At 68.9% G+C, this 12,724-nt stretch carries 14 protein-coding genes; 8 read left to right on the top strand and 6 right to left on the bottom strand.

Features of this window, described 5'->3' with window-relative positions:
- Positions 1-4: 4 nt before the first annotated feature.
- Genes rpiB through CA234_RS13805 form a run of 4 tightly spaced genes read left to right on the top strand, consistent with a single transcriptional unit; the run spans position 5 to position 2,942 of the window.
- A complete protein-coding gene (rpiB, locus tag CA234_RS13820) occupies positions 5-457 on the top strand; it encodes a ribose 5-phosphate isomerase B (protein ID WP_126001960.1) in 453 nt (150 codons plus the stop codon).
- The gene (gene glyA, locus CA234_RS13815) at positions 454-1,761 is read left to right on the top strand and encodes a serine hydroxymethyltransferase (protein WP_126001959.1); all 1,308 of its coding nucleotides are present in this window, start codon (positions 454-456) and stop codon (positions 1,759-1,761) included. The genes rpiB and glyA overlap by 4 nt, the downstream gene beginning before the upstream one ends.
- Entirely contained in the window at positions 1,762-2,223 is a 462-nt protein-coding gene (nrdR, locus tag CA234_RS13810) for a transcriptional regulator NrdR (protein WP_084582537.1), read from the top strand.
- Positions 2,224-2,231: 8 nt separating this feature from the next.
- Positions 2,232-2,942, top strand: coding sequence for an RNA methyltransferase (locus tag CA234_RS13805; protein WP_277600217.1), 711 nt, complete (start codon positions 2,232-2,234; stop codon positions 2,940-2,942).
- Positions 2,943-3,113: 171 nt separating this feature from the next.
- Here the strand turns inward: CA234_RS13805 and CA234_RS13800 are convergent, their stop codons facing one another.
- Both CA234_RS13800 and CA234_RS13795 read right to left on the bottom strand, forming a co-directional pair.
- A complete protein-coding gene (locus CA234_RS13800; protein WP_126001957.1) occupies positions 3,114-4,835 on the bottom strand; it encodes a DEAD/DEAH box helicase in 1,722 nt (573 codons plus the stop codon).
- 68 nt (positions 4,836-4,903) lie between these two features.
- Entirely contained in the window at positions 4,904-5,152 is a 249-nt protein-coding gene (locus CA234_RS13795; protein WP_125974102.1) for a hypothetical protein, read from the bottom strand.
- Positions 5,153-5,227: 75 nt separating this feature from the next.
- Here CA234_RS13795 and CA234_RS13790 point away from each other — a divergent pair, with 75 nt between their 5' ends.
- From CA234_RS13790 to CA234_RS13780, 3 genes are all read left to right on the top strand, one after another.
- Complete coding sequence (locus tag CA234_RS13790; RefSeq protein ID WP_125974100.1) at positions 5,228-5,440, top strand: hypothetical protein; 213 nt, start codon at positions 5,228-5,230, stop codon at positions 5,438-5,440.
- Positions 5,441-5,563: 123 nt separating this feature from the next.
- Entirely contained in the window at positions 5,564-7,336 is a 1,773-nt protein-coding gene (locus tag CA234_RS13785; RefSeq protein ID WP_125974098.1) for an SLC13 family permease, read from the top strand.
- A 14-nt stretch (positions 7,337-7,350) separates the two neighbouring features.
- Complete coding sequence (locus CA234_RS13780; RefSeq protein WP_125974096.1) at positions 7,351-8,328, top strand: quinone oxidoreductase; 978 nt, start codon at positions 7,351-7,353, stop codon at positions 8,326-8,328.
- A gap of 66 nt (positions 8,329-8,394) precedes the next feature.
- Here the strand turns inward: CA234_RS13780 and CA234_RS13775 are convergent, their stop codons facing one another.
- Positions 8,395-8,781, bottom strand: a complete 387-nt coding sequence (locus tag CA234_RS13775; protein ID WP_125974094.1) for a hypothetical protein — start codon at positions 8,779-8,781, stop codon at positions 8,395-8,397.
- Between the two features lie 73 nt (positions 8,782-8,854).
- Here CA234_RS13775 and CA234_RS13770 point away from each other — a divergent pair, with 73 nt between their 5' ends.
- On the top strand, positions 8,855-9,853 hold the full coding sequence (locus tag CA234_RS13770) for an adenosine kinase (protein WP_125974092.1): 999 nt from the start codon (positions 8,855-8,857) through the stop codon (positions 9,851-9,853).
- Between the two features lie 245 nt (positions 9,854-10,098).
- Here the strand turns inward: CA234_RS13770 and CA234_RS13765 are convergent, their stop codons facing one another.
- The 3 genes from CA234_RS13765 to CA234_RS13755 form a co-directional block, all read right to left on the bottom strand.
- Complete coding sequence (locus CA234_RS13765) at positions 10,099-11,652, bottom strand: amino acid permease (protein WP_126001956.1); 1,554 nt, start codon at positions 11,650-11,652, stop codon at positions 10,099-10,101.
- Between the two features lie 129 nt (positions 11,653-11,781).
- Positions 11,782-12,159, bottom strand: coding sequence for a histidine triad nucleotide-binding protein (locus CA234_RS13760; RefSeq protein ID WP_125974088.1), 378 nt, complete (start codon positions 12,157-12,159; stop codon positions 11,782-11,784).
- 200 nt (positions 12,160-12,359) lie between these two features.
- On the bottom strand, positions 12,360-12,674 hold the full coding sequence (locus CA234_RS13755; RefSeq protein ID WP_126001955.1) for a phosphoribosyl-ATP diphosphatase: 315 nt from the start codon (positions 12,672-12,674) through the stop codon (positions 12,360-12,362).
- Positions 12,675-12,724 lie beyond the last annotated feature (50 nt).

The following is a 12,724-nucleotide window of genomic DNA, read 5'->3' as shown; positions in this document are numbered from 1 at the left end:
CGCCATGTCACATCGCATCGCCCTCGCCTCGGATCACGCCGCCTACGGAATGAAGGCAGAACTCGCCGATTGGTTGCGCGCAGCCGGTCATGACGTGCTCGATCTGGGCACCAACGGACCCGAGAGCGTCGACTATCCCGACTATGGCTACCGCCTCGGCAAGGCGATCGAGACCGGCGAAGCCACCTTCGGCATCGCGCTGTGCGGATCGGGGATCGGCATCTCGATCGCGGTCAACCGCAACCCCGCCGCCCGCTGCGCGCTCGTCTCCGAGCCGCTCTCCGCCGGCCTTGCGCGCGAGCATAACGATGCCAATGTCATCGCCCTCGGCGCGCGGATGATCGGCATCGAGATGGCCAAGGCCTGCATCACCCAGTTTCTCGAAACGGCTTTCCTTGGCGACCGGCATGTCCGCCGCGTGGAGAAGCTGAGCAACCCCGAAAGGAGCCCCGCATGAGCACCAACCCAGTTACGGCAGGCCTTCAGCCGGATGGCTTCTTCACCAAGACCCTGAGCGAAGTCGATCCGGCGGTATTCGCCGGCGTCGAGCACGAGCTCGCCCGCGAGCAGTATCAGATCGAGCTGATCGCCTCGGAGAACATCGTCTCCAAGGCGGTGCTCGAGGCGCAGGGCTCGGTGTTCACCAACAAATATGCCGAGGGCTATCCGGGCAAGCGCTATTACCAGGGCTGCCACCCGTCGGACGAGGTCGAGCAGCTGGCGATCGATCGCGCCAAGCAGCTGTTCAACTGCGGCTTCGCCAACGTCCAGCCGCACTCGGGCGCGCAGGCAAACGGCGCGGTGATGCTCGCGCTGACCAAGCCGGGCGACACCATCCTCGGCCTCAGCCTCGATGCCGGTGGCCACCTGACCCACGGCGCCCGCGCGGCGATGAGCGGCAAGTGGTTCAATGCGGTCCAGTACGGCGTGCGCCCCGACGATCACCTGATCGACTATGACCAGGTCGCCGCGCTTGCCCGCGAGCACAAGCCCAAGCTGATCATCACCGGCGGCTCGGCCTATCCGCGCCACATCGACTTCGCCCGCTTCCGCGCGATCGCGGACGAGGTCGGCGCGATGTTCATGGTCGACATGGCGCACTTCGCCGGCCTGGTCGCCGGCGGCATGCATCCAACGCCGTTCGGCCACGCCCATGTCGTCACCACCACCACGCACAAGACGCTGCGTGGCCCGCGCGGCGGCATGATCCTGACCAACGACGAGGCCATCGCCAAGAAGATCAACTCGGCGGTGTTCCCAGGGCTCCAGGGCGGCCCGCTGATGCACGTGATCGCCGCCAAGGCGGTCGCGTTCGGCGAGGCGCTGCGTCCCGAGTTCAAGAGCTATGCCGCGGCGGTGGTCGAGAACGCCAAGGTGCTGGCGGCGACGCTCAAGGAGCGCGGCGCGAACCTCGTCTCGGGCGGCACCGACACGCATCTGGCGCTGGTCGACCTCACCCCGCTGGGCGTGACCGGCAAGGACGCCGACGAGGCGCTGGAGCGCGCCGCGATCACCTGCAACAAGAACGGCATCCCCAACGATCCGCTGCCGCCGATGAAGACCAGCGGCATCCGCGTCGGCTCGCCGGCGGGCACCACCCGCGGCTTCGGCCCGGCCGAGTTCCGCGAGATCGGCAACATGGTCGCCGACGTGCTCGATGGCCTCCGCAACAAGGGCGAGGCGGGCGATGCTGCGGTCGAGGCCGATGTGAAGGCCCGCGTCCGCGCGCTGTGCGAACGCTTCCCGATCTACGGCGGCTAAGTGCGCTGCCCATTCTGTTCCAATGAAGCCAGCCAGGTAAAGGATAGCCGCCCCACCGACGACGGGGCGGCGATCCGCAGGCGCCGGCAGTGCGAGGCGTGCGGCGCGCGCTTCACCACCTTCGAGCGCATCCAGCTGCGCGACCTGACCGTGGTAAAGAGCGGAGAGCGGCGCGAGCCGTTCGAGCGCGAGAAGCTGATGCGCTCGGTCTCCACCGCGTGCCGCAAGCGGCCGATCCAGCCCGCGCAGATCGAGCGGCTGGTCTCCGGCATCCAGCGGCAACTTGAGACGACGGGCGAGAGCGAAATCCCCTCCCAGCGCATCGGCGAGCTGGTGATGGAGGCGCTCAAGGGCCTCGATTCGGTGGCCTATATCCGCTTCGCCAGCGTGTATAAGGATTTCCGCGAGGCGAAGGATTTCGAGGAATTCGCCGGTAACGTCAGCGAGGTCGGCAAAAGTTGAATTCCCCCGTGATCGTGCTCGTCCGCCCGCAGCTGGGCGAGAATATCGGCAAGGCCGCGCGCGCCATGCTCAACTTCGGGCTGACCGAGATGCGGCTGGTGAGCCCCCGCGACGGCTGGCCCAATCCCTCGGCCGGTCCCGCGGCGAGCGGCGCCGATATCGTGCTCGAAAAGGCGCAGCTGTTCGAGAGCGTCGCCGATGCGGTGGCGGACTGCACCCATGTCTATGCCACCACGGTGCGCAAGCGCGGCGTGACCAAGCCGGTGGTGACGCCCGAGGTCGCCGCGCGCGAGATACACGGTGCGCCGACGCGCAGCGCGATCCTGTTCGGGCCGGAGCGCTCGGGGCTGGAGACCGACGATGTGGCGCTCGCGCGCACGATCATCACCGTGCCGATCAATCCCGAGTTCGGCTCGCTGAACCTGGCGCAGGCGGTGATCCTGATCGCCTATGAATGGTCGAAGCATGTCGGGCTGGAGAGCCCGCCCGCGGTCGATCTCGATCCCCCTGCGCCGCAGGAGGAGCTGGACGGGATGATCGGCCAGCTCGATGCGATGCTGGACGATTCGGGCTATTATTTCCCGCCGGACCGGGTGCCCTCGACCAAGCGCACGCTGCGCACGCTGCTCACCAAGCCGCGCTGGTCGAGCCAGGAACTGCGCACGCTGCGCGGCGTGCTGTCGGCGCTGGATGGCCGGAAGCGTCACCGGGCGGAGTAACGGCCCAGCCCATAATCGTCATTCCGGCGAAAGCCGGAATCCATTGGGGTCCCCGGTGCGGCTTTTGCTTTGGCGTAGTGGCGAATGGATCCCGGCTTTCGCCGGGATGACAGCTTCAAGTAGAGCGAACAGCTCCCCCTCCGTGCCGGGAAGGGGAGCATATTCCAAAGCTCAACGCCCGCGCGGCGGGCCCTTGCGGAAGCCGCCGGGCTTGCCGTTGGCGTTGCTGCGGTTCGGCGGCCCGCGACGCGCGGGGCCATCGGCACGCGCACCCGGCTGCGGCGCATCGGTCGCGCGCTCGATGCGGATGCCGTCATCATCGTCGCCCGCAGTGCGCGCGAACTTGTCGACAGCCGCCGCGAACTTCGCCGCCAGCGGCGCCGGGATCTGGAAGTGCGTCTCGTTCGCCGCGATGCGGATCGCGCCGACTTCGTTGCGGGTGATGTGCCCGCGACGGCAGATCAGCGGCAGGATCCAGCGCGGGTCGGCGTTCTGGCGGCGGCCGATATCCATGCGGAACCACACGGTGTCGTCGAAGCCGGGGCGGTGACGCTCCTGCTGCGCGGCGCGGCGTGCCTCCGGCGTCGCCTCGATCAACTCCTCGGGCTCGGGCAGCCGCGAACGGTGCGCACGCACCAGCGCCGCGGCGATCTCGGCCGGGGTCTTCTCGGCGAGCAGGCGCTCGGCGAGTGCGACGTCTTCCTCGTCCGTCTCGATCGGCTGGAGCAAGGCGGCGATCAGCCGCTCGCGGTCCGCCGCGCGGATCTGCTCGGGCGTGGGTGCGTCGATCCACTCGGCCGGGATGCGCGCGCCGTGCAGCATCTGCTCGACGCGGCGGCGGCGCGGATAGGGGACGATCAGCACCGCGGTGCCCTTCTTGCCCGCACGGCCCGTACGGCCCGAGCGGTGCTGCAGCGTCTCGGCATCGCGCGGCAGTTCGACGTGCACCACCAGCGTCAGTGTCGGCAGATCGATGCCGCGCGCGGCGACGTCGGTCGCGACGCAGACGCGGGCACGGCGATCGCGCAGCGCCTGCAGCGCATGGTTGCGCTCGGACTGCGAATGCTCGCCGGAGAGGGCCACGGCCGCGAAGCCCCGCTCCATCAGGCTGGCATGGAGGTGGCGGACATTGTCGCGCGTCGCGCAGAACAGGATCGCCGTCTCCGCCTCGTGCAGGCGCAGCAGGTTGATCACGACATGCTCGATATCGGCCGGCGCGACGGTCACCGCCTGGTAGCTGATGTCGCCATGGCCGCGATCGTCGCTCTTGGTGGTGATCTGGAAGGCGTTGCGCTGGTAGCGCTTGGCCAGCGCCACGATCGGGCGCGGCATCGTCGCCGAGAAGAGCAGCGTGCGGCGGTCTTCGGGCGTTGCATCGAGGATCGCCTCCAGCTCTTCGCGGAAGCCCATGTCGAGCATCTCGTCGGCCTCGTCGAGCACCGCGACGCGCAGGCTGGAGAGGTCGAGCGCGCCGCGCTCGAGATGGTCGCGCAGGCGGCCCGGCGTGCCGACGACGATATGCGCGCCGTGGTTGAGCGTGCGACGCTCCTTCGAGGCGTCCATGCCGCCGACGCAGGTGGCGATGCGCGCGCCGGCCGGGCTGTACAGCCAGATCAGCTCGCGGCTGACCTGCAGCGCCAGCTCACGCGTCGGCGCGATGATGAGGGCGAGCGGCGCGCCGGCGGGCGGCAGCATCTCTTCGCCGGCGAGCAGTTCGGGCGCCATGGCGAGGCCGAAGGCGACCGTCTTGCCCGAGCCCGTCTGGGCGGAGACGATGAGGTCGCGGCCGGCGGCCTGGTCTTCCAGGACGGCGGACTGAACGGGGGTCAGCGTGGAATAGCCACGCTGTTCCAGCGCCTCGGCGAGGCGCGTCGGTAGATTCGAAATAGACATTGAGACCCTAAAATTGGGGCTACGCGCGGCGCACCGCAAGCCCGATACAGTGTTGCAGGCGCGCCCCTCTAACCTCGCGCGCGATCGATCAGCCAGACGGCGAGCGTGAGGAGACACCCCACTGCCAGCCCGGCCAGCAATCCCACCGTCGCTTCTCCGCGTAGGGCCCCGGCCACTGCGCCGACGAGAATGCTCGCCGTCAACAGGAAGCCGCCGGCCATCGGCGTGCGCGAAGGGGTGGACTGCATGGTGCCCCTTGCCACGAATCTGCGCGAAGCGCCAGCCTTAGCCATGGTTTCCCGATCGTTCACCAGCATCGTCCACCGGAGCGGAAGGGAAACCGGTGTATCAGGCCGGCACGGGCCGGGGGCTGCCCCAGTGTTGGAGTTGCAATGGACGTCTACCCCTATCTGAGCGATCGCGACGAAGTGCACGACGCGGCCGATCTGATTCGGCGCTTCGGCCATGCCGCCTGCGGCGAAGCCGCCGCGCGCGCCGAGGCGAGCCGCGATCTCGGCAACGTCATCCACTTCTGCCGCTGGCGCCAGATCGAACGGCTGGTGGTGCTGCTGTCCGTGCCCAAGGTGCTGGGGACGGTCCACTGAGGCTGTGCTGAGCATCCGAAGGTAAAAAGCGTATCCCTCCCCCTGTGGGGAGGATGTAGCGGGCTTCGGACCCAACCTCGCACCGCGGCGTTCCATCCTCGCACCCCCTTCCGCGAGGTACGCTTGACCACACCCCAGATCCTGTCCCTCGTCGTGCTCGCCGGCATGATGCTGCTCTTCATATGGGGCAAGCTCCGCTACGACATGGTGGCCGTGCTGGCGCTGCTCGCGGCGCTGGCAGTGGGCGTGGTGAAGCCCAAGGAGGCGTTCACCGGGTTCGCCGACGACATCGTCATCATCGTCGCCTCGGCGCTCGTCCTCTCCGCCGCCGTCCAGCGCTCGGGCGTGATCGAGCGCGCGATGCTGCTGCTCCAGCGACGGGTGACGCGGGTGCGGTCGCAGCTGCTGCTGCTCAGCGCCAGCGTCGGCTTCGCCTCGGCGCTGGTCAAGAACATCGGCGCGCTGGCGATGATGATGCCGGTCGCCTTCCAGATGGCCAAGCGCTCCAAGGCCTCGCCGGCCACCTTCCTGATGCCGATGTCGTTCGCGTCGCTGCTCGGCGGGCTGATCACGCTGATCGGCACCTCGCCCAACATCATCGTCAGCCGGGTGCGCGAGGAAATGACCGGCCAGCCCTTCGGCATGTTCGACTATGCGCCGGTGGGGCTGGGGCTGACGCTGGTCGGCCTCGTGTTCCTGCGCTTCGCCTATCGGCTGATCCCGCGCGACCGCCGCGCCGCGCCGACGCTGGGCGAGGCGATGGACATCGAGGACTATGTCACCGAGGCGGCAGTGCCGGAAGGATCGGCCGCGGAAGGCGAGACGGTCGCCGAGTTTCGCGAGCGCCACGATCATGCGGTGGCGGTGACCACCATCCTGCGCGGCGGCATCCGCAGCACGCCCTTCCCGGACAATCGCCTGCGCGCCGACGACGTGCTGATCCTCGCCGGCGCGCCCGACGATCTGGAACGCGTGATCGCCACCGATGCGCTGGTGCTGGAGGGGCAGGACCGTGCCCAGCCCGAAGGCAATACCAGCGAGGTCGGGGTGATCGAGGCGGTGATCGGCACCGACTCCGCACTGATCGGCCGCACCGCCGGGCGGCTGGGACTGCACGAACGCTTCGGGGTGAACCTGATCGCCGTTTCGCGCCAGGGCGAGCGGCTGTCTGCCCGGCTGGGCGATATCGAACTGCGCGCGGGCGACGTGATCGTGCTGCAGGGGCCGCTCGACCTTTTGTTCGAGCGGCTGGGCGAGCTCGGCTGCCTGCCGCTCGCGCAGCGCGAGCTGCGGCTGGGCAGCGCCCGCAAGGGCCTGCTGCCGCTGGCCATCCTCGGCGTGGCGATGGCGGCGACGGCGACCGGCTATGTCCCAGTGGCGGTCGCGTTCTTCGCCGCGGCGGGGCTAACCATCCTGCTCGGCGCGCTGCCGGTGCGCGAGGCCTATGAGCATATCGAATGGCCGATCCTGGTGATGCTGGGCGCGCTGATCCCGGTGAGCGATTCGCTGCGCACCACCGGCGCCAGCAAGATCATCGGCGACAATCTCGGCCATATCGCCGCGACGCTGCCGCCCTGGGGCGCGGTCGCGATGATCCTGGCGGCCGCGATGGCGGTGACGCCCTTCCTCAACAACGCCGCGACGGTGCTGGTAATGGCGCCGATCGCCGCCACCTTCGCAGGCGAGCTCGGCTACCGGCCCGAGGCGTTCCTGATGGCGACGGCGGTGGGCGCGGGCTGCGACTTCCTCACCCCGATCGGCCACCAGTGCAACACGCTGGTGATGGGGCCGGGCGGCTACAGGTTCGGCGACTATGCGCGGCTCGGCGCGCCCTTGTCGTTGCTCGTGCTGCTGATAGGCACGCCGCTGATCATGGCCGTGTGGCCGATACATTGAGGGACGGAGTTTCCATGGAACAGATGATTCGCTTCGAGCAGACCGGCGGTCCCGATGTGCTGCAATGGGTCGAGGTCGACCTTCCCGCGCCCGGCCCCGGCGAGGTGCGGCTGCGGACGCAAGCGGCGGGGCTCAACTTCATCGACGTGTACCACCGCACCGGCGTCTATCCGGCGCAGCTGCCCTCGGGCATCGGCGTCGAGGGCGCGGGGGTAATCGAGGCGGTGGGAGAGGGCGTCACCGGCTTCGCGGTCGGCGATCGCGCGGCGACCTTCGGGCCGGCCCTCGGCGCCTATGCCACGGCGCGCAACCTCAAGGCGGACAGCCTGTTCAAGCTGCCCGACGATATCAGCTGCGAGACCGCTGCCGCCGTGCTGCTCAAGGGCTGCACGGTCGAGTTCATGGTCGAGCGCGCCGCCAAGGTGCAGCCGGGCTGGACCGTACTGGTGCACAGCGCTGCCGGCGGCGTCGGGCAGATTGCGGTCGGCTGGCTCAAGGGCATCGGCGCGACGGTGATCGGCACGGTCGGCCACGAAGCCAAGGTGGAGAAGGCGCGCGCGGTTGGCTGCGACCATGTGCTGCTGTCGCGCGGGCAGGAGGATGTCGCGGCGCGGGTGCGTGAGATCACCGGCGGCGAAGGCGTGCCGGTGGTCCTCGACGGGATCGGCAAGGCGACCTGGGAAGCCTCGCTGGGATCGGCGGCGCGGCGCGGGCTGATCATCAGCTATGGCAATGCCAGCGGCTCGGTGGAGGGGGTAAAGCTCGCCACGCTCAACCAGCATGGCTCGCTGTTCGTCACCCGGCCGAAGCTGTTCGACTATTATGTCGCGCCCGAGGAGCGGCAGGCGGGCGCGGCGCGGTTGTTCGAGATGCTGGAAAAGGGCGCGGTGAAGCCGGAGATCGGCCAGCGCTTCGCGATCAAGGATGCAGCGGAGGCGCACCGCGCGATCGAAAGCGGGCAGACGACGGGCTCGACGATCCTGCTGCCGTAAGACGCAGGGCGGAGGGATAAGCCTGCGCCCCCCTCCCGCTTGCGGGAGGGGGGCGGGGGAGGGGAGCTACTTCCGCTTGCTCAGCGCCGCGACGCAGCTCGCCTGGTCGAGCGGGCTGCCGTTGCGCTGGCGGGCATCCACCCAGGTCACCGCCGCCGCGCCGCCGCCGCGCTCGGGCGGGTACAAGTACGCGTCGAGCACGCAGATCGGCCCCACGAACTGCAGCTTGCGGCCCTTGCCCTCGGTCACGTCGAGCCGGGGCTGGCCGAAGCGCGCGAGCAGCTGCGGGGCGGTGAGCCCGCGGATCGGCGCGAGGTTCGCCGGCTGCTCGGGCACGCGCCCCGGCACCGGCAGCGGCGCCGCCGGCCGCGCCGCCGGTACCGTTCCCGAACAGGCGGCGAGCAGCAGCGCCGACAAGGGCACCGAGGACTTGGCGAGACGGACAGCGTTCAAACGGTTTTCCCTTGGTTGCACTTGTATCTGCCTCTCTCTAGGGCGACGCCCACTATCATTGGAGCCCTGAACCTTGACCAACCCCAGCTACGACGTGGTCGCGATCGGCAATGCGATCGTCGACATCCTCGCCCAGGCCGACGACGCCTTCATCGAATCGATCGGCGTGCCCAAGGGTTCGATGCAGCTGATGTTCTCGCCCGAAGAGGCCGATGCGCTCTACGCCAAGATGGGCCCGGGTCGCGAGGTTTCCGGCGGTTCGGCGGCGAACACCGTCGCGGGGATCGCGGCACTCGGCGGCAAGGCGGCGTTCATCGGCCAGGTGGCCGACGACCAGATCGGCGCGGTGTTCGCGCACGACATCCGCGCCGCCGGCGTCCATTTCGACACCGCGGCGCGCCCCGGCCAGCCGACCTCCGCGCGCTGCCTGATCTTCGTGACGCCGGACGGCCAGCGCACGATGAACACCTTCCTCGGCGCCTCGCAGTATCTGCCCGCCGCCGCGCTCGACGAGCAGCTGATCGCGAACGGCGCGATCCTCTATCTCGAAGGCTATCTCTGGGATCCCGAAGAGCCGCGCGCCGCGATGCGCAAGGCGATCGACATCGCCCGCGCCGCCGGCCGCAAGGTCGCCTTCACCCTGTCCGACGTGTTCTGCATCTCGCGCCACGGCGACGATTTCCGCAAGTTGATCGAGGACGGGCTGATCGACATCCTGTTCGCCAACGAGGCCGAGTTGCTCGCCTTGTGCGCGCATGAAGATTTCGAAGCGGCGGTGCAGCACATCCATGGCAAGGTGCCGCTACTCGTCGTCACCCGCAGCGAGAAGGGGGCGATGGCCCTCCAGGGCGACGAGCGGATCGAAGTTCCCGCCGAACCGATCGCGGCGCTGGTCGACACCACCGGCGCGGGCGACATGTTCGCCGCCGGTTTCCTGCACGGCCAGGCGCAGGGCAAGGGGCTGAAGGAGTCGCTCCAGCTCGGCGCGATCTGCGCGGCGGAGATCATCCAGCATTATGGCGCGCGTGCCGAGAAGGACCTGAAGGCGCTCGCCGCCGCGAAGATCGGCTGACACGGCGGTTGTGGCGGGGCCGACGCTCCCAGGGAACGTCATCCCGGCGAAAGCCGGGATCCATTGGGGGCTCCGCCTAGGCTCTTGCTGCTGCCGAGAGGCGACTGGATCCCGGCTTCCGCCGGGATGTCGATTGCGGAGAGGCATGGGCCTCGGCCAGTCGTTGCATAACCACCAGCCACCAAAGAAGAAGGGCCGGAGGATCGCGCCTCCGGCCCTTTCTTTTTGCGCCTGCAAGCCGCGGATCAGGCGTCCTTGTAGCCCGGCGTGTGGGCGTCGCCGATCGGCGGCACCGGCTGGGGCGGCGCGTCGGCATCGATTTCCGGCACGTCGACCAGCCCGCGGCCGACATGGCTGCGCGAGCGGCTGTAGCTGTAATAGACCACCAGGCCGACGACGGCCCAGCCGAAGAACAGCGCGATCGTCGGGCCGGAGAGGCTGACGAACAGATAGAGGCAGCCCGCGATCGCGATGGGCGCGGTCACCATGATCGCCGGGGTGCGGAACGGGCGGTGGCGCGTGGGGTCGGTCCGGCGCAGCACCAGCACCGCGATCGACACTGCGGCGAAGGCGAACAGCGTGCCCGAGTTCGACACGTCCGCCAGCAGGCCGACGGGGAAGAACGCCGCGAACAGCGACACGAAGATGCCGGTCAGGACGGTGATGACGTGCGGGGTGTGGAACTTCGGGTGCACGCGCGAGAAGAATTCGGGCAGCAGGCCGTCGCGGCTCATCACGAAGAAGATGCGGGTCTGGCCGAACATCATCATCAGGATGACCGAGGGCAGCGCGATGATCGCCGCGGCGCCCACCAGCCAGCCGAGGAACGGATGGCCGATCGAGCGCAGCGTCCAGGCCAGCGCTTCCTTCGAGCACACCACGACCTGCTCGGTGAGCGCCGAACATGCCTGCGACAGCGCGGGCGTGCCGGGCGAGAGCACTTCGCCGCCCGGGCCATAGACCGGCTGCGCGCCGACGGTGCCGATCACGCCGGCGGCGACGAGCATGTAGAAGATGGTGCAGATCGCGAGGCTGCCGATCAGGCCGATTGGCATGTTGCGCTGCGGGTTCTTGGTCTCCTCGGCCGCGGTCGAGACCGCGTCGAAGCCGACATAGGCGAAGAAGATCGAGGCGGCGGCGCCCGAGATGCCGGCGAAGCCGAGCGGCGCGAACGGGGTGAACTGGCCGGTCTTCAGCACCGGGATCGTCACGATCACGAACATCGCCAGGGCGAGGATCTTGATGCCGACCAGGATCGCGTTGACCGAGGCGCTTTCCTTGGTGCCCTTGACCAGCAGCGCGGTGACGATCGCGGCGACCGCCATCGCCGGCAGGTTGATCATGCCGCCGTCGAACGGCCCGCGGATCAGCTGCAGCGGCACGACGATGCCGAAATTGTTCTGGATGAACCCCATCATATAGCCGGACCAGCCGACCGAGACGGCCCCCGCCGCGATGGCATATTCGAGGATCAGCGCCCAGCCGACCATCCAGGCGACCAGCTCGCCCATCACGGCGTAGCTATAGGTATAGGCGGAGCCCGAGACCGGCACCATCGCCGCCATCTCGGCATAGCAGAGCGCCGCGACGGCGCAGACGAAGCCGGCGATGACGAACGAGACCATCATGCCCGGCCCGGCCTTCTGCGCGGCCTCGGCGGTCAGCACGAAGATGCCGGTGCCGATCACCGCGCCGATGCCGAGCATGGTCAGCTGGAAGGCACCCAGCGAGCGGTGGAGCGATTTCTTTTCGGCTGTAGCGAGAATGGCATCGAGAGGCTTTACGCGCCCGAATATCATTGCGTGATCCCCATATGCGGCGAGCGTAGCGCCGCCCCCAATTGGTAAAGGCGCGAGCCTAGCCCCAAACGCGGCCCGCGCAATCCCCTACCGCGTGCGGATGTGAAACAATGTTGCGTGCGCACGCAATTACCGCGCGAGCATCGGCCCGAGCGGCTGGCCCGCGAAGATATGGACGTGCAGGTGCGGCACTTCCTGCCCGGCATGGAGGCCGGTATTGGCGAGCAAGCGGTAGCCGGGTTCGACGAACCCCGCCTCGCGGGCGACCTTGCCGACGGCGCGGATGAACCCGGCGATCTCGGCGTCGGATGCACGGGCCGAGAAATCGTCCCAGCTGACATAGGCGCCCTTGGGGATCACCAGGATATGGTGCGGCGCCTGGGGCGCGATGTCGTGGAAGGCGAGGGCGTGCTCGTCCTCAAATACCTTCTTCGCCGGAATCTCGCCGCGCAGGATCTTGGCGAAGATGTTCTGGTCGTCATAGGGCTGGGTCGGGTCGATCGGCATTTGTGGCTCCGTGGCTTAAATCCTCCCCGGCACGGGGAGGGGGACCGCGCGGCGCAGCCGCGTGGTGGAGGGGCCGCGCCGCGAGGCGCGGTGCCCGATTTCAGCGCAGGATCCCGCCGCGTGCCGCGGCGGCCCCTCCACCATTCGCTGCGCGAATGGTCCCCCTCCCCGTGCCGGGGAGGAATTGGAGGGGAGCAACCTCATCCCCGCGCCGCCTTTTCGGCAATACCGGACACGCCTTCGCGTCGCGCCAGCTCGGCGCGGACATCGTCGAGGCTCAGCCCCATGTCCGCCAGCAGCACGAGCAGGTGGAAGAGCAGGTCCGCCGATTCCTTCACCAACTCCGCGCGATCGTCCTGGATCGCGGCGATTACCGCTTCGGTGGCTTCCTCGCCCAGCTTCTGCGCGATCTTGGCGCGGCCGCGGGCGGTGAGCTTGGCGACATAGCTGGTCGCGGGATCGCCCAGGCGGCGGTCGCGGATGGTCTGTTCGAGCGTGTCGAGAAGGTCGGCCATGGTCTCCGGCTGCGGGAGCCGTGCGGCGCTGTCAATCCTGGGGCGCGGGA

The organism is Sphingomonas sp. ABOLE (assembly GCF_003950455.1).
Taxonomy (GTDB): Bacteria; Pseudomonadota; Alphaproteobacteria; order Sphingomonadales; family Sphingomonadaceae; genus Sphingomonas; species Sphingomonas trueperi.
Note: the sequence above shows the minus strand (reverse complement) of the source record. Positions and strands in the feature narration are given on the sequence as shown.